Annotated in this window: 19 protein-coding genes; 11 read left to right on the plus strand and 8 right to left on the minus strand. The window is 75.9% G+C overall.

What is annotated here, in order from left to right:
* Positions 1-68 precede the first annotated feature (68 nt).
* Both ACWGKI_RS15470 and ACWGKI_RS15475 read right to left on the minus strand, forming a co-directional pair.
* The gene (locus ACWGKI_RS15470) at positions 69-608 is read right to left on the minus strand and encodes a GNAT family N-acetyltransferase (RefSeq protein ID WP_380245446.1); all 540 of its coding nucleotides are present in this window, start codon (positions 606-608) and stop codon (positions 69-71) included.
* Positions 609-675: 67 nt separating this feature from the next.
* Positions 676-1,344, minus strand: a complete 669-nt coding sequence (locus tag ACWGKI_RS15475) for an NAD(P)-dependent oxidoreductase (RefSeq protein ID WP_452188120.1) — start codon at positions 1,342-1,344, stop codon at positions 676-678.
* A 136-nt stretch (positions 1,345-1,480) separates the two neighbouring features.
* Between ACWGKI_RS15475 and ACWGKI_RS15480 the strand changes: the two genes are divergently transcribed.
* Together ACWGKI_RS15480 and ACWGKI_RS15485 are read left to right on the plus strand one after the other, a co-directional pair.
* Positions 1,481-2,488 (plus strand): AraC family transcriptional regulator, encoded by a 1,008-nt coding sequence (locus tag ACWGKI_RS15480; protein WP_452188122.1) that lies wholly within the window; start codon positions 1,481-1,483, stop codon positions 2,486-2,488.
* A 38-nt stretch (positions 2,489-2,526) separates the two neighbouring features.
* Positions 2,527-3,363 (plus strand): TrmH family RNA methyltransferase, encoded by an 837-nt coding sequence (locus ACWGKI_RS15485; protein ID WP_380245449.1) that lies wholly within the window; start codon positions 2,527-2,529, stop codon positions 3,361-3,363.
* 34 nt (positions 3,364-3,397) lie between these two features.
* Here ACWGKI_RS15485 and ACWGKI_RS15490 read toward each other — a convergent pair whose 3' ends face one another.
* The gene (locus ACWGKI_RS15490; RefSeq protein WP_380245450.1) at positions 3,398-4,405 is read right to left on the minus strand and encodes an alpha/beta hydrolase; all 1,008 of its coding nucleotides are present in this window, start codon (positions 4,403-4,405) and stop codon (positions 3,398-3,400) included.
* 107 nt (positions 4,406-4,512) lie between these two features.
* Entirely contained in the window at positions 4,513-6,549 is a 2,037-nt protein-coding gene (locus tag ACWGKI_RS15495) for a beta-N-acetylhexosaminidase family protein (protein WP_452188125.1), read from the minus strand.
* A gap of 153 nt (positions 6,550-6,702) precedes the next feature.
* On the opposite strand from ACWGKI_RS15495, the gene ACWGKI_RS15500 reads away from it, so the two are divergent.
* From ACWGKI_RS15500 to ACWGKI_RS15520, 5 genes are all read left to right on the plus strand, one after another.
* Positions 6,703-7,569, plus strand: a complete 867-nt coding sequence (locus tag ACWGKI_RS15500) for an ABC transporter ATP-binding protein (RefSeq protein WP_452188127.1) — start codon at positions 6,703-6,705, stop codon at positions 7,567-7,569.
* 107 nt (positions 7,570-7,676) lie between these two features.
* Positions 7,677-8,663 carry an ABC transporter substrate-binding protein gene (locus tag ACWGKI_RS15505; protein WP_452188129.1) on the plus strand — a complete coding sequence of 329 codons (987 nt, stop codon included), beginning with the start codon at positions 7,677-7,679 and terminating at the stop codon, positions 8,661-8,663.
* A gap of 10 nt (positions 8,664-8,673) precedes the next feature.
* A complete protein-coding gene (locus ACWGKI_RS15510) occupies positions 8,674-10,776 on the plus strand; it encodes an iron ABC transporter permease (protein WP_452188131.1) in 2,103 nt (700 codons plus the stop codon).
* Between the two features lie 135 nt (positions 10,777-10,911).
* A complete protein-coding gene (locus tag ACWGKI_RS15515) occupies positions 10,912-11,841 on the plus strand; it encodes a universal stress protein (RefSeq protein WP_452188132.1) in 930 nt (309 codons plus the stop codon).
* A gap of 72 nt (positions 11,842-11,913) precedes the next feature.
* Positions 11,914-12,969 (plus strand): siderophore-interacting protein, encoded by a 1,056-nt coding sequence (locus ACWGKI_RS15520; RefSeq protein ID WP_452188134.1) that lies wholly within the window; start codon positions 11,914-11,916, stop codon positions 12,967-12,969.
* Between the two features lie 97 nt (positions 12,970-13,066).
* Here the strand turns inward: ACWGKI_RS15520 and ACWGKI_RS15525 are convergent, their stop codons facing one another.
* The 4 genes from ACWGKI_RS15525 to fabG are packed head-to-tail and all read right to left on the minus strand — an operon-like array spanning position 13,067 to position 15,478.
* The gene (locus ACWGKI_RS15525) at positions 13,067-13,648 is read right to left on the minus strand and encodes a YbaK/EbsC family protein (protein WP_452188136.1); all 582 of its coding nucleotides are present in this window, start codon (positions 13,646-13,648) and stop codon (positions 13,067-13,069) included.
* The gene (locus tag ACWGKI_RS15530) at positions 13,645-14,175 is read right to left on the minus strand and encodes a YbhB/YbcL family Raf kinase inhibitor-like protein (protein WP_452188137.1); all 531 of its coding nucleotides are present in this window, start codon (positions 14,173-14,175) and stop codon (positions 13,645-13,647) included. The genes ACWGKI_RS15525 and ACWGKI_RS15530 overlap by 4 nt, the downstream gene beginning before the upstream one ends.
* A 44-nt stretch (positions 14,176-14,219) precedes the next feature.
* The gene (locus ACWGKI_RS15535; protein ID WP_452188139.1) at positions 14,220-14,714 is read right to left on the minus strand and encodes a MaoC family dehydratase; all 495 of its coding nucleotides are present in this window, start codon (positions 14,712-14,714) and stop codon (positions 14,220-14,222) included.
* Positions 14,711-15,478: a 3-oxoacyl-ACP reductase FabG gene (gene fabG / locus ACWGKI_RS15540; protein WP_380245251.1), complete on the minus strand. Its 768-nt coding sequence runs from the start codon at positions 15,476-15,478 to the stop codon at positions 14,711-14,713. Before fabG ends, ACWGKI_RS15535 begins: the two co-directional genes overlap by 4 nt.
* A gap of 320 nt (positions 15,479-15,798) precedes the next feature.
* Here fabG and ACWGKI_RS15545 point away from each other — a divergent pair, with 320 nt between their 5' ends.
* From ACWGKI_RS15545 to ACWGKI_RS15560, 4 genes are all read left to right on the plus strand, one after another.
* Positions 15,799-16,596: a hypothetical protein gene (locus ACWGKI_RS15545; protein WP_452188141.1), complete on the plus strand. Its 798-nt coding sequence runs from the start codon at positions 15,799-15,801 to the stop codon at positions 16,594-16,596.
* 92 nt (positions 16,597-16,688) lie between these two features.
* The gene (locus ACWGKI_RS15550) at positions 16,689-18,389 is read left to right on the plus strand and encodes a DNA polymerase Y family protein (RefSeq protein WP_452188143.1); all 1,701 of its coding nucleotides are present in this window, start codon (positions 16,689-16,691) and stop codon (positions 18,387-18,389) included.
* Positions 18,382-22,032, plus strand: coding sequence for a PHP domain-containing protein (locus ACWGKI_RS15555; protein ID WP_452188145.1), 3,651 nt, complete (start codon positions 18,382-18,384; stop codon positions 22,030-22,032). The genes ACWGKI_RS15550 and ACWGKI_RS15555 overlap by 8 nt, the downstream gene beginning before the upstream one ends.
* Before the next feature lie 47 nt (positions 22,033-22,079).
* Entirely contained in the window at positions 22,080-22,712 is a 633-nt protein-coding gene (locus tag ACWGKI_RS15560; RefSeq protein WP_452188147.1) for an N-acetyltransferase family protein, read from the plus strand.
* Position 22,713 lies beyond the last annotated feature (1 nt).

Genomic DNA, 22,713 nt, shown 5'->3' on the forward strand with positions numbered 1-22,713 from the left:
GTGCTGACCTGATCCTCAAACGGGTCGTTTGAGGATCAGGTCAGCACGCTCGTTGCATGTGCCGGGGGTCAGGGGAGCACGAGCATCCGGGCGGGAGGTGCGCCCTCCCGCTGCCAGTCGAAGCGGGCCTCGCCCACGACCCGCCACCCGCGGTGCAGGTAGACGGCGTGGGCCACGCCGTCGCGGTCGTCGACGTCGAGCACCGGGGTGCGTCCCTGCGCGTGCAGGTGCGCGACGGCGACGTCCAGCAGTGCACCTCCGACACCGCGACCCTGCGCCGTCGGGCCCACGAACAGGACCGAGACGCAGCCGAGCTCGGTGACCGGGCGGCCCGCCCCCGCGGACCAGATGGCGCCGTACCGGTCGTCGGGCACCGTCGTGACGCTGACGTGCCCGACGACCGCGCCGTCGACCTCCGCCACCCAGGCGCGCTCCTCGTCGGGGCGGACGACGAACTCCTCGACGGGGAACGGCAGGGGCCAGCGGTGCGGGTAGCCGGACGCCGGCTGCTGGGCACCGAGGGCCTCGACGAGCGCGGGCAGGTCGGCGGCCACCCGGTCGCGCAGGACGAGAGCCGGAGCGGGCGCGGTGGCCGGGTCGTGGGTCACCCCACGATCCTGGCACGCGGTCCCGACAGGCTCGCCGCCGTCCGCGGTCTGGGCGCTGCCGGAGAAGTCACGCGGAGACGCTCAGCGTGGCGCCGACGGTCGCCGGGTCGGCCAGGGTGTCGGCGTGCACCCGCGCGAGCTGGGCGCGGGAGACCTTGAGCCCCTGGCGGGTGTGGTCGGTCGTCACGTGGGCGGCCGTGCCGGTGGCGGGGTCGTCCGTGAGCGAGACGGGTCGCACGAGCGTCCAGTCGAGGCCGCTGCCGCGCACGACCTCCTCCTGGCGTCCGGAGTCGGTGAACTGGCGCCCGATGACGAACCGGAACACCAGCTTCCAGGTGAGGTCGAGGTGGGCCCACGACTCCCCGAGCCCGTAGGTCGACTGCACGACGAGCCGGCGCACGCCGGTCTCACGCATCGCCTGCACGACGGTCGCGGTGCCGCGCGAGCGCACGTCCGCGGGGCTGCTCGCCCGGCGCAGCCACTGCACGGCGAGCGGGTTGTCCGAGATGCCGAGCGTGACGACGACGGCGTCCTGCCCGGCGACGGCCTTGGCGACCGCCTCGGGGTCGAGCGCGTCGCCGTCGACGGGTCGCACCGTCCCGGGCCCGGGGAGCGGCGTCGTGAACGCGGCGCTCGCCGTCCGGCCGAAGGCGGTCACGCGGTGCCCTGCCTCGACGAGCTCACGGGTCACGGCGAGGCCGCTGCCGCGCGTCGCTCCGACCACCAGTACGTCCATGAGAATCCTCCTCGTCGTGCCGGGTCCCGTACGGTCCCGGCGTCGATCTCCAGATTTCCGCAACCTGGCCGGACGAACAATGTCGTGATAACCGGAAGTCTTGACCGATCGTCCGGAGGGGCCCGAGGATGGGCGCATGAGCGACGTCGCCACGCTGCTGCCTGTCCCTGGTGCCGGGCTGCCGCAGCAGGACCCCTGGGCCGACCTGCTGGGCGGTCTGGAGATGGAGGCCGTCTTCTGCTCCACGGGTCGCTTCACCGAACCGTGGGGCATCGCGCTGCCGGCGCTGCCCCGCACCACGATGTTCCACCTGCTCCTCGACGGCCGGGCCGTGGTCGACGTCGACGGCGACCGGCACGACCTCGGGCCCGGCGACCTCGTCCTCGTGCCCCACGGCACCGGCCATCGCATCACCGGCACCGTCGACGACCCGGCCACCGGGCTGTGGGACGTGGACCGCACGGTGGTCGCCGACCGGTACGAGCAGCTGCGGATCGACGGCGGCGGGCGCCCCGCCACCCTCGTGTGCGGGGCGGTGGGCTTCACCGACCCTGGTGCGGCCCGGCTCCTCGCGAGCCTGCCGCCCGTGCTGCGCGCCCCCGACGGCGGCCACGATGCCGGCGACGACGCGTCGTGGCTCCGGGCCGTCGTCGCCGCGATCGACCACGAGGTGCGCCGTCCACGGCCGGGCACCGACGTCGTCACCGCGCGGCTGGCCGACGTGCTCCTCGTGCACGTGGTGCGCGGCTGGCTGGAGGCCGAGGAGCCGGCGTCCGGCTGGATCGCCGCCCTCCGGGACCCGGCGCTCGGGCCGGTGCTGCGCGCCGTGCACGCGGCACCGGGGGACCCGTGGACCCTGGACGCGCTGGCCGCCCGCGCCCGCCTGTCCCGGTCCGCGTTCGCGGACCGGTTCGCCGGCACGGTCGGCGAGCCGCCGATGGCGTACGTGACCGGCTGCCGCATGGACGCCGCGGCCCGCCTGCTGCGCGCGGACGGCGCGAGCGTGGAGGTCGTGGCGCGCCGGGTGGGGTACGACTCCGTCCCCGGCTTCCACCGCGCGTTCGTACGGCGGTACGGCGTGACGCCGGGCGCGTGGCGGGCGTCCGGCGCGGCACGCAGCCTCGCGGAGGTGCTCGGACGCTGACGTGCCGGGTGGGGCGGGGAGCGGGGGAGAATGCCCCGGTGAGCACTCCCGATCCCGGCGGCGTCACGCGCGTGACCGACCCCGCCGACCCGCGCCTGCACGACTACACCGACCTCAAGGACGTGAAGCTCCGCTCCGCGCGGGAGCCGGCCGAGGGCCTGTACATGGCCGAGTCGTCGTCGGTGATCCGCCGCGCCCTGGAGGCCGGGCACCGGCCGCGGTCGTTCCTGATGGGCGACAGGTGGCTCGACTCGATGGCGGACGTGCTCGCCGCCCACCCGGGCGTCCCCGTCTACGTGGGCGACGACGCCGTCGTGCAGCAGATCACCGGGTTCCACCTGCACCGTGGGGCGCTCGCGGCCATGCACCGGCCGGCGCTGCCCACCGTGCACGAGCTCGTGGCGGGCGCGCGCGGCGGCACCGGGGCGCGCCGCGTCGCGGTGCTGGAGGACATCGTGGACCACACGAACGTCGGGGCGATCTTCCGCTCCGCCGCCGCGCTCGGCGTCGACGCGGTGCTGGTCTCGCCGCGCTGCGCGGACCCGCTCTACCGGCGGTCGGTGCGCGTCTCCATGGGCACGGTCTTCCAGGTGCCGTGGACGCGTCTGGACTCCTGGCCCGGCGGGCTGCACGCGCTGCAGGAGGACGGTTTCACGGTCGCGGCGCTGGCGCTGTCCGACGACTCGATGTCCCTCGACGAGCTGGCGGCCGACCTGCCCGAGCGGCTCGCGATGGTGCTGGGCACCGAGGGCGACGGTCTCTCGCGCGGCGCGGTCGACGCCGCCGACGTCGTCGTGCGGATCCCGATGGCCGGGGGAGTGGACTCGCTCAACGTGGCCGCCGCGTCGGCCGTGGCCTTCTGGGCGACGCGGTAGGCAGCGACGCGGTAGGCAGTAGCGCGCGCCGCGATCAGCGCCCGGCGTGCGGGAGAGCCAGGTTCACCAGGCTGACGACGAACCTGCCGGGCTCCTCGTGCATGCACAGGTGCGCCGAGTGCTCGAAACGCACGACGTCCTTCGACGGCGCGGTGACCCGCTCGAACCACCGCTCCACGGGCGCCGTCGGCGTCGTGTAGTCGTGCCGGCCGAGGAACTGGATCATCGGTACGTCGAACTCGACCTGGTCGCTCGCGTCGAAGCCGAGGACGTCGTCGAGCACGCGGGGGAGGGTGATCGACTGGCCCTGCGCGCCGAGCTCCAGGTCGTCGGCGGAGTAGTACGGCGACAGGGCCTCGGACTCGAAGAAGTACCGGGACTCCGCGCGGTAGGCGGACAGCCCGCCGTAGTGCTGCGCCCACCGCCGGCACACGACGATGCGCTCGACGGTGAGCGGCTCCTCGCCGGGGTAGTCGCCGAGGGCGCGCAGCTCCGCGAGCGCCTCGGCGTTCCCGTCGGCGGTGGCGCTCCGTACCGCGTGCGCGAAGGCCTCGGACTCGTTGTCCGGGCCGGAGATCACCTGGCCGACGCCGACGTACGCCCAGAGCAGGTCCGGCCGGCGCCGGGCGAGCAGGACGCCGAGGATCGATCCCCAGCTGTGCCCCAGGAGGCCGACGCGCTCGACGCCGAGCTCGTCCTGCAGCCAGGCGATGAGCTCGACGAGGTCGCTGACGTAGCGGTCCACGCTCAGGTCCGTGTCGTCGTCGACGCCGCCGACGGACTTGCCGCTGCCGCGCTGGTCGTAGTTGACGACGGTGAAGTAGTCCTCCACCCCGCGCTGCCAGATCCACGAGGTGGGCAGCGACGGGACGGCGGGGCCGCCGTGGCAGACGACGAGCACCGGGTTGGAGCGGTCGCGGCCGCGGATCGAGACGAACTGCTCGACGCCGCCGAGCTCGACGGTCGCCGTGCGGTCCACGGCCTGCGGGTTGGGGATCGCGCTCAGGTCGGCGATGACTGCTCGCCCTGCGTCGTCGGTCATGGCCGCACCTTAGGGGAAGCGAGGGAGTACGAGGGGAAGCACGGAGAAGCGCGGGGAGAGCGAGGGGCCGGCGCGGCGCCGGCCCCTCGCTTCCCGGTCGAGCCCGGTCAGGAGCTCAGGTCGGCACGCAGGTCGGCACCCAGGTCGGTGCTCAGCGTGGTGAGGAACGTGTCGAGCACGCCGTCGCCCAGCTTCACCGGAGCGACGCCCCACCGGTTGTCGGGCGGGGTCACGAGCACCTTCGCGGCCGAGGTGGCCGAGGCCTGCGCCCGCGCGAGGAGGGCGTCGCGCGCGACCGTGTCGCCGTCGACGTCGGCCTGGGCAGCGTCGAGGGTGGCGACGAAGGCGTCACCCCACAGGTCGTCGGCGTCGAGCCAGGGCTTCGCGTCGGAGAGGAACCCCGGGTCGACGTCGGAGGACGCCAAGGTCTCCGGGATCGCGGCGACGAGCTCGGCGCGTCGGCGCAGCCCGTCGATCGCGCCCTGCCGGTCGCCGGCCTCCCAGCGCCCCCAGAAGGTGGCGACGTCGGCCGCGAGCGCCGGCGCCTGCGGCTGCCACGGTGCACCGAAGCTGGGTGCCAGGTGGTTGAGGTCGCCGAACGCGAGGAGCGCGTCGACGGCCTGCTGGTCGTCGTGGGCGAGGTAGCGCATGGCCTCGACCCAGCTGCGGTCCCGGTCGTAGCCGCGGTCGTGCCAGGCGAAGTCGAGCATGCCGAAGACGGCGACCTTGCTGGCCGAGGCCTGGTTCATCGGGTTGGACACGAGCCCCGCGAGGTGGTCGGACAGTCCCGGCTCGCGCTTGTCGTAGGGCGCGAGCAGGAGGCGGCCGCTGGTCTGTCCGTAGTCGTTCACCGGGTAGTTGTCCCAGAGGAACGTGGGGCCGCCGAACACGGTGTCGGCCTCGACTGCCTGGGCGACCGAGATCGACTGTGGCACGACGTCGTTGCCGGTCCACATGACGACGATGTCGTCGTCCATGGTGCGCAGCGCGGCCTTGTACGGCGACTCGGTGGTGTTGTAGTACTCGGTCGGCACCGTCTGGAGGGGTCGGGCGCCCTCGTGCGTCTCGATCCAGCCCTGCTGTACCCGGGTGAGGAAGTCGGCCTGGGCGCGGCCCGCGGCGGCCGGTGACGGGGCGCCGTAGGCGGCGCGGTCCGCGTCGCAGGCCCAGCGCGAGTAGTCGATGTCGTCGAGCGGCACGTTGAAGGCGCGCACGCCCACGTCGTACAGGGCCTGGAACTTGGTCTCCAGGGCGGCCAGGTCGGCGTCGCTCGAGTAGCAGATGCTGTTGCCGGGGGAGAGGGCGAACGTGAAGCGGACGTGGTTCGCGGTGGCGGCGTCGACGAGCTCCGCGAGCTCGGCGAGCTTGTCCGCGGGATAGGGCTCGCGCCACCTCTCCCGGTGGTACGGGTCGTCCTTCGGCGCGTAGACGTAGGTGTTCGCCTTGAGGTCGCCGTAGAACGCCATCTGGTCGAGGCGTTCGGCGTGCGTCCACGGCTCGCCGTAGAAGCCCTCGATGGTGCCGCGCAGCGGCATGGACGGGTAGTCCTGGATCGCGGCACCGGCGATGCGGGTGTCGCCGTCCTGGGTGACGAGGAGCTGTTCGAGCGACTTGACGGCGTAGAACTGCCCGGCCGCGTCGGTGCCGGCGAGCGCGACGGTCCCGACGCGGCCTCCAGCACCCCGGTCGACACGGAGGGCGTAGCCCTCGGCATGGTCGGGAACGTGCACGTCTGCGAGCGCGGCCCGCAGGTCGGGCCGGGCCGCGTCGCCGAGCAGGATCTGCAGCGGGGCGCGGCCGTGCGCGGTCGCCGCGTCCGGTGCGGTCAGCCGGACCTGCTGCACGCCGTGGGCGCGCAGCGCCCGCACCAGGGCGTCGCGTGCGGCGGGGTCGGTGTCGTCGCCGACGACGACGCCGACGGTCCCGGTGAGCGGGACGTCGCGCCCTGCGCGCCACATCTGCTGGGGAGCGGGGCTCACGACCGGGAGGTCGGCAGCGGTGGCGCTCGCGGGGGAGGTCGGGGCGGCCGCGGGCTCCGTCCGGGGCGTGGCGGCTGCGAGGGAAGGTGTCGCCACGGTCGCCGCGGCGAGCAGTGCCACGGAGAGGAGGCCCGCCACGGTGCGGGGTCTCAGGGGCATGGTCATGGAAACCTCCATTGGTCTAGACCAGAACTGATAACGCTGTCAGTGTCGATCGCCCCTGTCAACAGACGACCCGGCGTGGCGTGAGCCGTGTCACACGAGGAATAACGCAACAGAGGGATGACGAATATCGACCCGAAGGTTAGCCTCACCTATGTGAGTCAGACCTTGGTTCCGACGACGCCCACCGTGCTCGCGTCCCGGCCCGCCGCCGCGCTGGCCGGGACAGGCCTGCGGCTTTCCTACGACCGCCGCACCGTCGTCGACGGCGCCGCGATCGAGCTCCGACCCGGCGCCGTGACGGCGCTGCTCGGCCCGAACGGCTCGGGCAAGTCGACGCTGCTGCGCTCCCTCGCGCGACTGCACCGCCCGGACGCGGGCAGCGTCACCCTCTCCGAGGTCGCGGACGGTGCGGGCACGACCGACGCGCTGGCGCTGCACCCGAAGGACTTCGCGCGCCGCGTCACGCTGCTCTCCCAGAGCCACCCGACACCCAGCGGTGTCACCGTGCGCGACGTCGTCGCCTACGGCCGGCACCCGTATCGCGGCCGCTTCCGCTCCGCCGACGCCGACGGCCCGCGCGCGATCGCGCACGCCATGGCCGTCACGGGCGTGGCCGAGATGGCCGACCGCGGCGTCGACGAGCTCTCCGGCGGCGAGCTGCAGCGCGTCTGGCTCGCGACCTGCCTCGCGCAGGACACCGGTGTGCTGCTGCTCGACGAGCCCACGACCTACCTCGACCTGCGCTACCAGGTGGAGCTGCTCGACCTGGTGCGCGACCTCGCGGCCGAGCACGGCGTGGCCGTCGGCGTCGTCCTGCACGACCTCAACCAGGCCGCCGCCGTCGCCGACCACGTCGTGGTGCTGCACCGCGGTGAGGTGCGCGCCTCCGGCCCCGCCGCCGAGGTGCTCACGAGCGAGCTCCTCACCGAGGTCTACGGCATCCGCGTCGACGTGACCACGCACCCGGACACCGGCCGCACCCGCTGCGAGGCCGTCGGCCGGCACACCGCCCGCACCTGACGCCAGGCCCGCCTCCCCAGACCCTCCCGCCCCACCCGCCGGCGCCGCGCCGACGGGCCCTGCGCGCCCGTCCACGGCGCGCCGAGACGAAGGACACCGAGACACCCATGCGCATCCCCACCCGCCCGCTGCTCGCCGGCGCCACCGCCGCCGTGGCCACGCTCGCCCTCGCGGCGTGCGGCACCACCGAGGACCCGGCGGCGCAGGCGGCCCCCGAGTCGTCGGCCGCGAGCGGCCCCGTCACCTACACCGACGAGCGCGGCGAGCACACCCTCGACGCCCCCGCCACCGACGTGGTCTCGCTCGAGTGGGGCCTCACCGAGAACCTCGTGGCGCTCGGCGTGCAGCCCGCCGGGCAGGCCGACGTGGCCGGGTACAACACCTGGGACACGGTCGCCCCCATCGACGAGGGCACGCCGGACGTCGGCACCCGCGGCGAGCCCAGCCTCGACGCCATCTCCGCGCTCGAGCCCGACCTCGTCGTCACCACCACCGACCTGCCCGAGAACGTCATCAAGCAGATCGAGAAGGTCGCGCCCGTCCTCGCGCTGCGCGGCTCCGACGGCGGCGACCCCCTCGGCTACATGAAGGAGACGGTGACCACCCTCGGCGAGGTCACGGGCACGCAGGACGCCGCGGCGTCCGCGCTCGAGGACTTCGACGCGAAGGTCGCCGACGGCAAGAAGGCCCTCGAGGCGGCAGGCCTCGGCGGCGCCGAGTTCGCCATGGCCGACGGCTGGATCGCCAACGGCACCGTGTCGGTGCGCATGTACACCCCGGGATCGTTCTTCGGCGCGCTCGGCGAGGCGGTCGGCCTCAAGGACGCCTGGACCGAGGGCGGCGACCCCGACTACGGGCTCGCGCAGACCGACGTCGAGGGCCTGACCCAGCTCGACGACGTGAAGTTCGTGTACGCCGCCAACGACTCCGAGGCCGACCCGTTCGCCGACGGCCTCAAGGACAACAAGGTCTGGAAGCAGCTGCCGTTCGTCGCCGCGGGCGACGTGCACCGCATCCCCGACGGCATCTGGATGTTCGGCGGCCCGCTGTCGGGCGCCGCGTACATCGACGCGCTCGTCGACGCGCTCGCCTGACCGCCCCACCATGTCGGTGACCGCCTCCCCGCCGTCCGCCGCCCCCGCCACCGCGCCGGGGCGGCGGGCGGCGCCCGTCCGCGTGGCCGCGGCGTTCGGCCTGGCCGTCCTCGCGGTCCTCGTGCTGTCCGCCGTCCACCTCGCCCAGGGCACGGCCGACGTCGGCGCGCTGGACGTGCTGCGCGCCGCCGTCGGCGCGGACACCGACGGCACGGTCGCCGTGCTCGTCTCCTCCCGGCTGCCGCGCCTGCTGGCCGGGCTGCTCGTCGGCGCCGCGCTCGGCGTCGCAGGTGCGGTCCTGCAGTCGGTGGCCCGCAACCCCCTGGCCTCGCCCGACACCCTCGCGGTCAACGCGGGCGCCTACGTCACGGTCGTCGCGGCCGCCGCGCTCGGCCTGAGCGTGCCGTTCTACCTGCAGGGCGGCCTGGCCTTCCTCGGCGGCCTGGCCGCCGCCGGCCTCGTGCTCGCCCTCGCCCGCGGCGGCGCGGACGGGCCCACCCGGCTCGTCCTGGCCGGGTCGGCCATCATGCTCGCCCTGCACTCGCTCACGATGGTGCTCCTCGTCCTGTTCGAGCAGGAGACCACCGGCCTCTTCGCGTGGGGCAGCGGCAGCATCGTGCAGTCCGGGACCCGGACGGTCAGCCTCGCGGCCCCCGTCGTGCTCGTCGGCATCGCCGGCGCGCTCCTGCTCGCACGGCGCCTCGACCTGCTCGGCCTGGGGGACGACGCCGCGCGCGTCCTCGGCATCGACGTGCGCCGCACCCGCGTGCTCGCCGTCCTCGCCGCCGTGCTGCTCGCCGCGATCGCCGTCACCGTCGCCGGTCCCATCGGCTTCGTCGGCCTCGCCGCCCCGGTCATCGCCCGGCTCGTGGGGCGCAAGGTGCCAGGCCTCGGACGCCACGTGCTCCTCCTGCCGTTCGCTGCGCTCGTCGGCGTGGTCGTCGTCCTCGGCTCCGACGTGCTGCTGCGCGCCGTCCTGCCCGGCCAAGCCTCCGTCGCGGTGCCGACGGGCGTCGTGACCACCGTGCTCGGCGCCGGCATCCTCGTGTGGATGGCCCGGCGCCTGCGCGACTCCGGCGCCGGGGCACGCGGTGCGCGCGGCGCCCTCGGCCGGCCTCGGACCCGGGCCCACGTGGCCACCGTGCTCGTGCTGCTCGTCGCCGCGCTCCTCGCGGCCGCGGTCGCCGGCCTCCTCCTGGGCGACCGCGTCGTCCTCCTGGGCGACGTCGCGAACTGGGCACAGGGCGTGGCCGGGCGGCAGGTCGCGTTCGTCCTCGACCAGCGGGTGCCGCGAGTGCTCGCCGCCCTCCTCGCGGGCGGGGCGCTCGCGCTCGCGGGCACGATCGTGCAGGCCGTGTGCCGCAACCCGCTCGCCGAGCCCAGCCTGCTCGGTGTCACGTCGGGAGCGGGCCTCGGTGCGGTGCTCATGATCCTGCTCGTGCCCGGGGTGGGGATCTGGCCCATGTCCGCCGCCGCGGGCGCCGGCGCGCTCGCCGTCTTCGCGCTCGTGTACGCGCTGTCCTCCCGCGGCGGGCTGGGGTCGGAGCGCCTCGTCCTGGTCGGCATCGGCGCGCAGGCCGGCACGACCGCGCTCATCACGCTCGTCGTGCTCGTGATCTCCCCGTGGGACGTCAACCTCGCCCTGACGTGGCTGTCGGGCTCCACGTACGGCCGCAGCCTGGAGCAGCTGCTGCCCGTCGCGCTCGCGCTCGTGGTGATGGTGCCGCTCGCCGTGACGTACCGCCGCGAGCTCGACGTGCTCTCCCTCGACGAGGACACCCCGCGCGTGCTCGGCCTCGCCGTCGACCGCTCCCGGCTCGTGCTGCTGGCGGCCGCCGCCCTGACGACGGCGGCCGCCGTGTGCGCGGTCGGCGTCATCGGCTTCGTGGGCCTCGTCGCGCCGCACGCCGCGCGGGCGCTCGTGGGGGCCCGGCACGCCCGCGTGCTGCCGGTCGCGATCCTGCTCGGCGCCGTGCTGGTCTCCGCCGCGGACACCCTCGGCCGGGTGGTCATCGCCCCGGAGCAGATCCCCGCCGGGCTCGGCACCGCCCTCCTCGGGGCGCCGTACTTCGTCTACCTGCTGTGGCGCTCGCGGGGGCGCGGGGCCGCCTGACGGTCTACCGACCCCGACCCCGACCCCGACCCCGACCCCGACCCCGACCCCGGCCCCGACCCCGGGCCGGGGGGAAAGCGCGTCTGACCGGGGGTTCGCCTTTCGAGCACGGCCGGGGCGAGAGACGATGGCGGGGTGAACGGACGAGAGGCCGCCGCGGTGGTCGTCGGTTACGACGCGTCGGGCCCCGCCGACGTCGCCCTGGCCTGGGCGGCGCGCGAGGCCCGGACGCGGGGTGCCGTCCTGCGCGTGGTGTACGTCCGCGACGCGCACGACACGGGGGTCGCGGCCCGCCCGCACGGTGACGACCTGGGCGACCGGGGGCACGGCGGTGCGTGGCCCGTGGTCGAGGAGGCGGCGGCGCGAGCCCGGGACGTGGCACCAGGTGTGGAGACCGAGACCTACGTCGAGTACGCGTCGCCCGCGGCGGCGCTCGTCGGCGTGTCCCGCGACGCCGGCGCCCTCGTGCTGGGCGGCACACGCCACGGCGGCCTGTACGAGGCCGTCCGGGGCACCGTGGTGCTGCAGGTCACCGCGCACGCGCTCTGCCCCGTGGTCGTGGTGCCGGCCGAGGGTGCGCGGCCGGACCTGCCGCCCGACGCGCCCGTGGTCGTCGGCTACGACGGATCGGAGCCCTCCGGGCTGGCCCTCGACGCCGCGACGGAGTCCGCCTGGCAGCTGGGGCGGCCGCTGCGGGTCGTCGTGGTGTGGCGGCCCGGGGTCACGGAGTGGGTCGCCTCGCGCGGTCCGACCGAGCACGAGGGCCACGACCTCACGGAGGCCGACGCCGGCCCCGTGCTGCAGAAGGGCCTGGCCCGGGTGGAGGAGCTGCTGCGGGCTCGCGGTGCCGCGGAGGGCGCCCTGGAGGTGGTCGGCGAGACCCACCAGGGGAACGTGGCGCGGGTGCTGCACCGCGAGGCGGAGGACGCCGAGCGGCTGCTGCTCGGTACCCGCGGTCGCGGCGGCTTCGCCTCTCTCCTGCTGGGCTCCGCGACGCACACGCTGGTGCGCACGTCGGCGTGCCCTGTCGTGGTGGTGAGGTCGGCCGGGGCCGACCTCGACTGAGCTCGACCGGGCATGTGACGACGGTCACCCGGCCTTGCGGACGACCCGCCAGGTGAGGTTAGGCTTACCACCGTGACCGAGACTGTCGAGGCGACCGAGCGCGCCGACCGCACCGCTCCGGAGGCCGCCCAGGCCCCCGTGCAGCCGTACCGCATGTTCGACGTCGTCGTCTCCCGGGTCACCCGGCTGTGTCCGTCCTTCATCCGCGTCACGTTCACCGGTGACGACCTCGACCAGTTCGCCGACAACGGACGTGACCAGCGGATCAAGTTCCTGCTTCCCGCCCCGTGCGGCGGCTGGGAGTACCTCGACCGGCAGAACCCGGACTGGTTCACGTCGTGGCGCGCGCTGCCCGAGGAGCGCCGCAACCCGCTGCGCACCTACACCGTCCGCGCCGTCCGCCAGGACCTGCGCGAGGTGGACGTCGACATCGTGCTGCACGGCGACACCGGCCCCGCGTCGCGCTGGGCCAACGGTGCCCGGCCTGGCGCCCCGCTCGTCATCATGGGCCCCGACGCCCGCTACACGGACGGCCCGCACGGCGGTCTGGAGTTCAACCCGCCCCAGCGCAGCCACGCGCTGCTCCTCGCCGGCGACGAGACCGCCGTCCCCGCGATCGCGGCCATCTGCGAGTCGCTGCCGCAGGACGCGGTCGGGGAGGTCTTCCTCGAGGTGCCGCACCCGGAGGACCGCTGGACGCTCGCCGCTCCTGCGGGGGTGCGGATCTCCTGGCTGCCCCGCGAGGACCGCGAGCACGGCGACGTGCTCGTGCCCGCCGTGAAGGAGGCCGCCGACCGCCTGCTCGCGATGGGCGTGCGCCCGTCGTCGGACGCGCCGTCGTCCCCGGAGCTGCTCGCCGCCGAGGCGGACCGCCCGGCGCTCACCGCCGCGGGCGTCGACCTGGACGGCGAGCTGCCCGACGTCGACATCGACGCGGACATCCTCTGGGAGGTGCCCGTCGACGCGACCGGCCAGCCGCTCGCGCAGGACACCGTGCTCTACGCCTGGCTCGCCGGCGAGGCCGGCTCCATCAAGACGCTGCGCCGCTACCTCGTCTCCGAGAAGGGCGTGGACCGCAAGGCCGTCGCCTTCATGGGGTACTGGCGCCGCGGTCGCGCCGAATGCTGACGACCGGGGCCTGACGACCGGGTGCTGACGGCCCCACGCTGACGACGACGCCCCGCCCCGACCGTGCAGGTCGGCGGCGGGGCGTCGTCGTGCGGGCTCAGCGGGCGACGCCCAGGCCGTCGACCACCTCGGCGCCAGGCATCGCGCAGAGCAGCTCGCCGGGCATCAGGAGCTTGGAGCGACGTACCCCCGAGCCCATCAGCGCCAGCGCGCCGGGCACGGCGAACCGGGAGTCCACGAGGACGCGCCAGCCGGCGGGCAGGCCCACCGGGGTGATGCCGCCGTACTCCATCCCGGACTCCGCCGTCGCGCGGTCCGTCGGCAGGAAGGACGCCTTGCGGGCGTCGAGCAGCTTGCGGACGCGGGTGTTCACGTCGGCGAAGGTGCTGGCCGTCACGACGCACGCGGCCACGCGCTCGACGTCGCCCCGCCGGCCGGCGACGACCACGCAGTTGGCGGAGGCCTCCGGCGGCAGCCCGTGGCGTGCGTTGAGGGTCTCGGTGTCCGCATGGTCGGGGTCGATCTCGACCACCGCGACCTGCCGGCGCACCCGGTCGTCGGCGGCCGCCCACGACTCCAGGGCGGCGAGCACCGGCGGCGCGAGCAGGTCGGGGTGCTCGAGCGCAGGCGCCCACGCCAGGTCGCCGAGGGCGGGGAGCCCTGCCGTCGTGCCGCTCATCGCCGGTAGGTCGTCGTGAGCGTGGCGCGCGCGACGGTGTGGAAGTAGACGTGGAACGCGACGTGCACCGGGCTGTTGTCCTCGGACAGGCCCAGCGTCGGGACGTCGAGGGCGTGCACCGCGAAGACGTACCGGTGCGCGTGGTCCCCGCGGGGCGGCCCGGCGCCCTCGAAGCCGAGGCGTCCGCCGTCGCTCGGGACGTGGAACGCGCCGGGAGGGAGCGCCGCCCCGCCCACGGCGCCCGCGCCGCGGGCCAGCGACGTGACGTCCGCGGGCAGGTCGACGGCCGTCCAGTGCCAGTAGCCAGACGGCGTCGGGGCGTCCGGGTCGAAGCAGCTCACCACGTACGAGCGGGTGCCGTCCGGGGCGCCGGACCAGGCGAGGTGCGGTGACACGTCGGCGCCGTCGACGCTGAAGTCGTCGGCGAGCGGCTCGCCCTCGGTGATGTCGTCGCTCGTGAGCGCGAACGTGGCCGGGACGGGGAGCAACGAGTACGGGTCGGGAGGGAGTGGGCGGTCGAAGTCCATGCCCGTCATGCTGGCACGTCAACGAGTCACGTCAACGAGTCACGTCAACGAGGCACGTCAACGGGGACGTACAGCGCCAGCGCCTGTGCCACGAGGGCGGGCTTGTCGACGCCCTCGATCTCGACCGTCACGGTCGAGGCCAGGCGCACTCCCTGCGCGACGGTCTCCGCACCGGTCAGCTCCGTCGTCGCGCGGACGCGGGCCCCGGCAGGTACGGGGTGCAGGAACCGCACCCGGTCCAGGCCGTAGTTCATCGCCATGGCGACGCCGCCGACGTCGACGAGCGTCGAGGCCAGCCGGGGGAGCAGCGACAGGGTGAGGAACCCGTGCGCGATCGTGGTGCCGAACGGGCCCGCCGCCGCGCGCTGCGGGTCGACGTGGATCCACTGGTGGTCCTCGGTGGCGGCGGCGAACGTGTCGATGCGGTCCTGGTCCACCGTGAGCCACGGACCGGTGGCCCGTCGTCCGACCGCGTCGGCCAGCGCGGCGGGCGAGGCGACCCGGATCGTCGTGCTCGTGCCGTCGTCGTCGGTGCTCACGCCTTCGGCCCGCCCGCGACGTAGAGCACCTGCCCGGAGACGTAGCCCGCCTCCTCGGAGCAGAAGAACGCCACGGCGGCGGCGACGTCCTCGGGACGTCCGGCGCGCCCGACCGGCACGTCCTTCGCCGCGGCGGCGAGATACTCCTCCAGGGGCACGCCGATGCGCTCGGCCGTGGCCGCGATCATGTCCGTGGCGACGACGCCCGGCGCGACCGCGTTGGCGGTGACGCCGAACTTGCCCAGCTCGATCGCGAGGGTCTTGGTGAAGCCCTGCATGCCCGCCTTCGCGGCGGAGTAGTTCGCCTGGCCCCGGTTGCCGAGCGCGGACGTGCTGGACAGGTTCACGACCCGCCCCCAGCCGGCGGAGACCATGTGCGACTGCACGGCGCGGGTCATGACGAACGCGCCGCGCAGGTGCACGCGCAGCACGGCGTCCCAGTCGTCCTCGGACATCTTGAACAGCAGGTTGTCGCGCAGGATCCCGGCGTTGTTCACCAGGACGGTGGGCGCGCCGAGCTCGTCCGTCACGCGGGCGACGGCGGCCTGGGCGGCCTCCGCGTCGGCGACGTCCGCGCCGATCCCGATCGCGCGTCCCCCGGCGGCGACGATGGCGGCGGCGGTCTCGACGGCCTGCTCCTCGAGGAGGTCGAGGACGGCGACGGCGCGGCCGTCGGCGGCGAGGCGGCGGGCGGTCGCCGCGCCGATGCCGCGGGCTCCTCCGGTGACGATCGCGGTACGGGTCGGGTTCGGCTGCTCGGTCATGCGGGGTCCTTCCTCGGGGTGGAGGTGGGGTGCGGGCGCAGGACGGGGGCGCCTGGGGCGCGTCGGTGCGCCAGGAGCTGCACGGGCACGACCTCCTCGTCGCTGTGGTGCCTTCCGGCGGAGCCGGGGTGTCGCGCCGGGTGGGGCGCGCGAGGAGAGCGTACGTGAGAGGCGGCCGCAGCGGCCCGACCTGCGCGGTTGACAGCGGTCGCCGCGGCGACGTCTACTGACAGTGTTCGAACAGACGTTCGAACGCGACGGCGTCGCCGTCGTGCTGGTCGTGCCCGGGTGCTCACCCGTCCGGGCCGGGGGGAGGTCGCGTGACGGTCGTCGCCCCTCCGCGCACCGCGGCCCTCGCGCCCGACCCTGTCCTCGACCGGGCGGCCGCCGCCCGGGCGGCGCTCCGGGCGGCGGAGCAGCGCACGGGTCGCGGCCGGACGACGGAGCCCGATGCCGGACGGCTGCTGCCGGTGCACCCGGGGCTGGCCGGGCTCCTTCCCGGAGGCGGTCTGGCCGCGGGCACGGTGCTCGCGGTCCGTGGCTCGACGACGCTCCTGCTCGCCCTGCTGGGGGAGGCGTCGCAGGCCGGGGCGTGGGTCGCGCTCGTCGGGGCCCCCGCGGTCGGGATGCTGGCCGCCGCGGACGCCGGGATCGCCCTCGGGCGGACCGTGCTCGTGCCCGCCCCCGGACCGGACGCGCCGGCCGCCCTCGCCGCCCTGCTCGACGGCATGGACGTCGTGGTCGTCGGGCCCGGCGCCACGCTGCTGGACACCGACCGCCGCCGTCTGGCCGCACGTGCCCGCGAGCGGGGCGCGGTGCTGGTCGCGCAGGCGGCCTGGCCCGGTGCGCACGTCACCCTCGACGCCCGGGGCGGCACCTGGTCCGGCGTCGACCACGGGTCGGGGTGGCTGCGCCGGCGGACCTTGCGCGTGCGTCGCACCGGGCGCGGCTCCGCCGCCCGCCCGGTCGAGGTCGAGGTCGACGTGCCGCTGCGGGTCGAGCGGGTGCTGGGGGGCGAGCCCGTCGCGCCGGGCCTCGGCGGCGAGGGAGCCGTGGGCGCGGACGTGCGTGACGACAGGCGTCGGGAGCAGCCGGGCGCCCGGCTGCGGGTGGCGTGATGGTGGCGACAGCGGGTGCTGCGGCAGCGGGTGCTGCGGTAGAGGGCGCTGCGGCGTCGGGCCGCGTTCCGGAAGGAGGGTCCCGGACGGCCGTGCTGTGGGTGCCGGACTGGCCGGTGGTGGCGGCGCTGGCGGGCGCAGGCCTGGACGCGCACGTCCCCGCCGCGGTGCTCGGCGCGCGGTCGGGCGGCGGGGCGGGCGCCGGGCACAGTGTCGTGGCGGTCTCCGCCGTCGCCCGCGCGCAGGGGGTGCGGCGCGGGATGCGGCGCCGGCAGGCGCAGGAGCGGTGCCCCGAGGTGGCGCTGCTGCCCGCCGACGACGCGCGCGACGCCCGCGAGTTCGAGCCCGTGGCGCTCGCCGCCGAGACGGTGGTGGCAGGCCTCGAGGTGGCGCGGCCAGGGCTGCTCCTGCTGCCGGCCGGCGGGGCCGCGCGCTACCACGGCTCCGAGCTCGCGCTGGCGCAGGCCCTGGCGGGCGCGGTCGCCGCGCGCACCGGGCACGAGTGCCAGGTGGGGGTGGCCGACGGGCTGCTCGCGGCGGTGCTCGCCGCCCGCGAGGACGCCGTCGTGCCCACGGGCGGCTCGGCGGCGTTCCTCGCCGACCGGCCGGTGGGCGAGCTGGTGCACGCCGTCTGCGACCCGGCCGGGGTGGCCGCCGTGCGCGAGGCGGCGGGGCTCTGGTGGCGGCTGGGGCTGCACACCCTGGGCGACCTGGCCGCCCTGCCCGCCCCGAGCGTGCAGGCGCGCTTCGGCGACCTGGGGACCTGGGCGCAGCGCCTGGCCCGCGGGGAGGACCTGCGCCCGCCGGCCCGCCGCCGCGTGGAGGAGGACCTCGCCGTCGCGGAGGAGCTGGACCCGCCCGCCCTGCGGGTCGACGTCGCGACCTTCGCCGCCCGCCGGCTGGCGACCGCGCTGCACGACCTGCTCGCCGCCCGCGGCCTGGCCTGCGGCCGGCTGCGGATCACCGCGCGCACGGCGGGCGCCGACCTGGGCGGCGACGACGTCGGCGAGGGGGAGGGCGCCGTGCTGGAGCGGGTGTGGCGCACGGACGACGCCGCGGCCGGCGGGATGAGCGCCGCGCGGATCACCGACCGCGTGCGGTGGCAGCTCGAGGGCTGGCTCACCGCGGCGTCCGCCCGGCGCGGGTCCGACGCCGACCCCGTCGTCGCGCCGATCGCGCACCTCGCGCTGGCGGCCGAGGACGTCGTCCCGGCGACGACGCACCAGCCCGGCCTGTGGGGGGCGGACGCGGGCGAGGGGGAGCGTGCCCGGCGTGCGCTCGGGAGGGTGCAGGGGCTGCTCGGCGGCCACGCCGTGCTCACGGTGGAGCTGCAGGGCGGCCGCGGACCACGCGACCGGGTGCGGCTCGTGCCTTTCGGCACGGAGGGGGGAGCGGGTCGAGACCCCGACCGGCCCTGGCCCGGCGCTCTGCCCAGCCCGGCACCCGCCGGCCTGCCCGACGAGCCGGTGCCCGCCCGGGTGCTGGACGCGGCAGGGCGGGACGTCGTCGTCGACGCCCGGCTCGCGATGAGCGGCGAGCCCGCGACCGTCGTGTGCGGTCGTGAGCCGGGCCGTGCGGGAGGGGACGGTGCGGCGGAGAGCCGGGACGCGACCGGTGTCCGCGACCTGGCGACGGTGACGGGCTGGGCGGGGCCGTGGCCGCTCGCCGAGCGCTGGTGGGCCGCCGACGGGGGAGCGCGCCGCGTCTACCTGCAGGCGGTGCTCGACGACGGGCGGGCGCTGCTGCTGGCGCAGTCCGGCGGCACGTGGCAGGTGGAGGCGATCTATGACTGAGACGACGCGACGGGGGAGCGCGGGCGGGTACGCGGAGCTGCACGCCCACTCGGCGTTCAGCTTCCTGGACGGCGCGTCGCACCCGGAAGAGCTGGCGGCCGAGGGTGCGCGGCTGGGTCTGGAGGCGCTCGCGCTGACCGACCACGACGGGCTGTACGGGGTGGTGCGGTTCGCGGAGGCCGCCCGGAAGGTGGGGCTGCCCACGGTCTTCGGCGCCGAGCTGCACCTCCCCGCCCCGCTGACGCCGGGTGCGGCGCCGGGGACGGCCGGGAGCCGGCCGGTCCTTGACACGCCGACCGGCCTGCCCGACCCGCGCGCCACCCACCTGCTGGTGCTGGCGCGCGGCGACCAGGGCTACCGGAACCTGTCCCGCGCGATCGCGACCGCCCACCTGGAGGCGGGGGTCAAGGGCAAGGCCCGCTACGACCTCGAGCGTCTCGGCGCCGCGGCGGACGGCGAGTGGCTTGTGCTCACCGGGTGCCGCAAGGGCGCCGTCCGGCGCGCCCTGACCGCCCCCGGGCCGGGCGGCGGCACCGGCGCGGCCCGGCGCGAGCTGGACCTGCTGGTCGACACCTTCGGCCGCGACAACGTGGCCGTCGAGATCACCGCGACCGGCGACCCCCGGGACGCCGACCTGCACGCCGCCCTCGCCGCGCTGGCCCGCGACGCACGCCTCCCGCTCGTCGCGACCACCGCCGCGCACTACGCCCGCCCGCGCGACGCCGACCTGGCGGGCGCGCTCGCCGCCGTCCGGGCGCGGTCGTCGCTGGACGGCCTGGACGGCTGGCTGCCCGGCGGTCCGGTCGCGCACCTGCGCTCGGCCGCCGAGATGCGCTCGCTGCACCGCCGGCACCCGCAGGCCGTCGCCGCCGCCGCGGCGCTCGCCGCGGAGTGCGCCTTCGACCTGCGCCTGGTGGCGCCGAACCTGCCGCCCTACCCCGTGCCCGACGGGCACGACGAGGCGACCTGGCTGCGCGAGCTGGTGCGGCGCGGGGCCACCGACCGGTACGGGCCGCGCCCGGGGCCGGACGGCGCCGGCGACGCGCGGGCGTGGGCGCAGATCGACCACGAGCTGCGCGTCATCGAGGACCTGACCTTCCCCGGCTACTTCCTCGTCGTCTACGACCTCGTGGAGTTCTGCCGCCGGGAGGGCATCCTGTGCCAGGGCCGGGGGAGCGCCGCCAACTCGGCGGTCTGCTACGCGCTCGGCATCACCGCCGTCGACGCCGTGAAGCACGGCCTGCTGTTCGAACGCTTCCTCGCCCCCGAGCGCGACGGGCCGCCGGACATCGACATCGACATCGAGTCCGGGCGGCGCGAGGAGGTCATCCAGCACGTCTACACCACGTTCGGGCGCACGCACGCGGCGCAGGTGGCCAACGTCATCTCCTACCGGCCGCGCTCGGCCGTGCGCGACGCGGCCCGCGCCCTCGGGTACGACGTCGGCCAGCAGGACGCCTGGAGCAAGTCCATCGAGCGCTGGGGGTCGCTGCGCGGGCCCGACCCCGTCAGCCCGGCGGCCGACGCCGCGGCGCAGGCCGCCCGGGCGGCGGCAGGCGCACCGGGTCCGCAGGGTTCGCCGAGTTCGCCGGGTGCGCAGGGTGCAGGCAGCCCGACGAACCGGACCGCCGCCAAGGACGCCCGGGTGGCCGCGCTGTGGGGGCCGGCAGAGACGCTCCCCGGGAACGACCGGCCCCATCAGGGGCACCTGCCGGGCCAGGGGCGGCGGGACTGGACGCCGTCCCTGGGCTACCGGCGGGTCGTCGACCCGCTCGCGACGGACGAGGGCGACACGCGTCGCGCGGACGACACCCACGACGTCGTGCCCGAGCACCGCCCGCCGTCGGCCGAGGAGGAAGGGCAGATCCCCGCGCCGGTGCTCGACCTGGCCGACCGCATGCTGCGTCTGCCCCGGCACCTGGGCATCCACTCCGGCGGGATGGTCATGTGCGACCGCCCGGTGATCGAGGTCTGCCCCGTGGAGTGGGCCCGCATGGAAGGGCGCACCGTGCTGCAGTGGGACAAGGAGGACTGCGCGGACGCCGGGCTGGTGAAGTTCGACCTGCTCGGCCTCGGCATGCTCACCGCGATCCGGTACGCGTTCGACTCGGTCGCCGAGCACACGGGCGAACAGCTCACGCTGCACGGCCTGCCCGACGACGACCCCGCGGTGTACGACCTGCTGTGCGCCGCCGACACCGTCGGCGTGTTCCAGGTGGAGTCGCGCGCCCAGATGGCGACCTTGCCGCGCCTGCAGCCGCGGGTGTTCTACGACATCGTCATCGAGGTCGCGCTCATCCGCCCCGGGCCGATCCAGGGCGGGTCGGTGCACCCGTACATCGAGCGTGCGCGGGGCCGCGAGCCGGTGACCTTCCTGCACCCGCTGCTGGAGAGCTCCCTCGGCAAGACGAAGGGCGTGCCGCTGTTCCAGGAACAGCTCATGCAGATGGCGATCGACGTCGCGGGCTTCACCCCCAAGGAGTCCGACCAGCTGCGCCGGGCGATGGGCTCGAAGCGTTCCGTCGAACGGATGGAGGAGCTGCGCGGCCGGCTCCTGGAGGGGATGCGGGCCAAGGGGGTCGACGACCCCGCCGTGCGGGAGGAGATCTACGACAAGCTCAAGGCGTTCGCGGACTTCGGCTTCCCCGAGTCGCACGCCTACTCGTTCGCCTACCTCGTGTACGCCAGCTCGTGGCTCAAGGTGCACCACCCGGCCGCGTTCTACGCCGGGCTCCTGGCGGCGCAGCCGATGGGCTTCTACTCGCCGCAGTCGCTGGCCGCGGACGCACGGCGCCACGGCGTGCAGGTGCTGCGTCCCGACGTGAACGCCTCGCGGGCGCTCGCTGGCGTCGAACGGCTGACCTCCCCGCCGGGCGAGGCGGCCCGTCGCGCCGAGACCCCGGCGGCCGACCAGTTCGGCCCGCCGCCGGACCCCGCGCTCGCGGTGCGCCTCGGGTTGTCGGCCGTGCGCGGCATCGGCGACGACCTGGCGGAGCAGCTGGTCGCCGAGCGTGCGGCGCACGGGCCGTTCCGCGACCTGCGCGACCTGGCCCGCCGGGTCGGGCTGAGCACCGCCCAGCTGGAGGCGCTCGCGACGGCGGGCGCCACGGAAGGTCTCGGGGCAGGACGCCGGGAGGCACTGTGGGCCGCGGGCGCCCTCGGCCAGGAAGGGCCGGGCACCCTGCCGGGCGTGTCCGTCGGGGTGGACGCCCCGACGCTGCCCGGCATGACGCCGGTCGAGGTGGACGTCGCGGACGCCTGGGCCACCGGCATCACGCCGGGCTCGACGTCGCCGCTGGAGCACGTGCGGGACGGGCTCGAGCGGGCGGGCGTGCTCACCGTCGCGCAGGCGTGCGCCACCGAGCCCGGCCGGCGGGCGGCGGTGGGCGGCGTCGTGACGCACCGGCAGCGCCCGGGCACCGCGGGTGGCGTGACGTTCCTGTCGCTCGAGGACGAGACCGGGCTGCTCAACGTGATCTGCTCCCCGGGCCTGTGGCGCCGCTTCCGCACCGTGGCGCGCAGCGCCCCCGCGATGGTGGTCCGCGGCCGGATCGAGAGTGCCGACGGCGCGGTCAACCTGCTCGCGGAGCACCTCGCGCCGCTGCGGCTGCCGGTGACCACCCGGTCGCGTGACTTCCGGTGACGGCGCCCCGCGGGCGACCGGGACGGGGGCTGTCTAGCCTGACGGGCATGGTGACCGGTCTCCGGATCGCACCGGCCGACGCGGACCGGTTCGACGACGTGGTGACGATGCTCGACCCGCGCGGCCGGGGGCAGGTGTGCTGGTGCCTGCACTGGCGTCAGCCACGCGGCCTGCCCGTGGACGGCCGGCGCGAGCACCTGCGCGACCTGTCGGGCCGCGTCCCCGCCCCCGGTCTCCTCGCCTACCTCGCAGAGGACGGTCAGCGGGACGGCGAGCACGTGGCCGACGAGGAGGTGGTCGGCTGGGTCGGCCTCGCGCCCGTGTCCGCGGCGTCGTCGCTCCAGCACTCGCGCGTGCTGCCCCGCGTCGAGGAGGCCGAGTGGCCGACCACGTGGGCCGTGATGTGCTTCGTCGTCCGGCCGGGGTACCGGCGGCGCGGGATCGCCCGCGCCCTCCTGGGGGCCGCCGTCGACTACGCGCGCGACCACGGGGCGCACGCCGTGCAGGGGTTCCCGGTCGAGCCGGCCCCGGGGCGCAGGGTCCCGGTCGGCGCGGCGTTCGTGGGCACGGTCGGCCTGTTCGAGTCGGTCGGCTTCGACCGCGTCGGGGAGACGGCCGCGACGAGCGGTCGCCTGCCGCGCTGGGTGTTGCGCCGCGAGCTCGTCCCGAGCGGCGGCTGAG

Source organism: Isoptericola sp. NPDC055881 (assembly GCF_053615895.1).

Bases quoted from the DNA above. Each gene is read 5' to 3' on its own strand.
- ACWGKI_RS15475 (WP_452188120.1), bottom strand. From the start codon at position 1,344: ATGGACGTACTGGTGGTCGGAGCGACGCGCGGCAGCGGCCTCGCCGTG.
- ACWGKI_RS15480 (WP_452188122.1), top strand. From the start codon at position 1,481: ATGAGCGACGTCGCCACGCTGCTGCCTGTCCCTGGTGCCGGGCTGCCG.
- ACWGKI_RS15490 (WP_380245450.1), bottom strand. From the start codon at position 4,405: ATGACCGACGACGCAGGGCGAGCAGTCATCGCCGACCTGAGCGCGATC.
- ACWGKI_RS15495 (WP_452188125.1), bottom strand. From the start codon at position 6,549: ATGACCATGCCCCTGAGACCCCGCACCGTGGCGGGCCTCCTCTCCGTG.
- ACWGKI_RS15505 (WP_452188129.1), top strand. From the start codon at position 7,677: ATGCGCATCCCCACCCGCCCGCTGCTCGCCGGCGCCACCGCCGCCGTG.
- ACWGKI_RS15510 (WP_452188131.1), top strand. From the start codon at position 8,674: ATGTCGGTGACCGCCTCCCCGCCGTCCGCCGCCCCCGCCACCGCGCCG.
- ACWGKI_RS15525 (WP_452188136.1), bottom strand. From the start codon at position 13,648: ATGAGCGGCACGACGGCAGGGCTCCCCGCCCTCGGCGACCTGGCGTGG.
- ACWGKI_RS15530 (WP_452188137.1), bottom strand. From the start codon at position 14,175: ATGGACTTCGACCGCCCACTCCCTCCCGACCCGTACTCGTTGCTCCCC.
- fabG (WP_380245251.1), bottom strand. From the start codon at position 15,478: ATGACCGAGCAGCCGAACCCGACCCGTACCGCGATCGTCACCGGAGGA.
- ACWGKI_RS15555 (WP_452188145.1), top strand. From the start codon at position 18,382: ATGACTGAGACGACGCGACGGGGGAGCGCGGGCGGGTACGCGGAGCTG.
- ACWGKI_RS15560 (WP_452188147.1), top strand. From the start codon at position 22,080: ATGGTGACCGGTCTCCGGATCGCACCGGCCGACGCGGACCGGTTCGAC.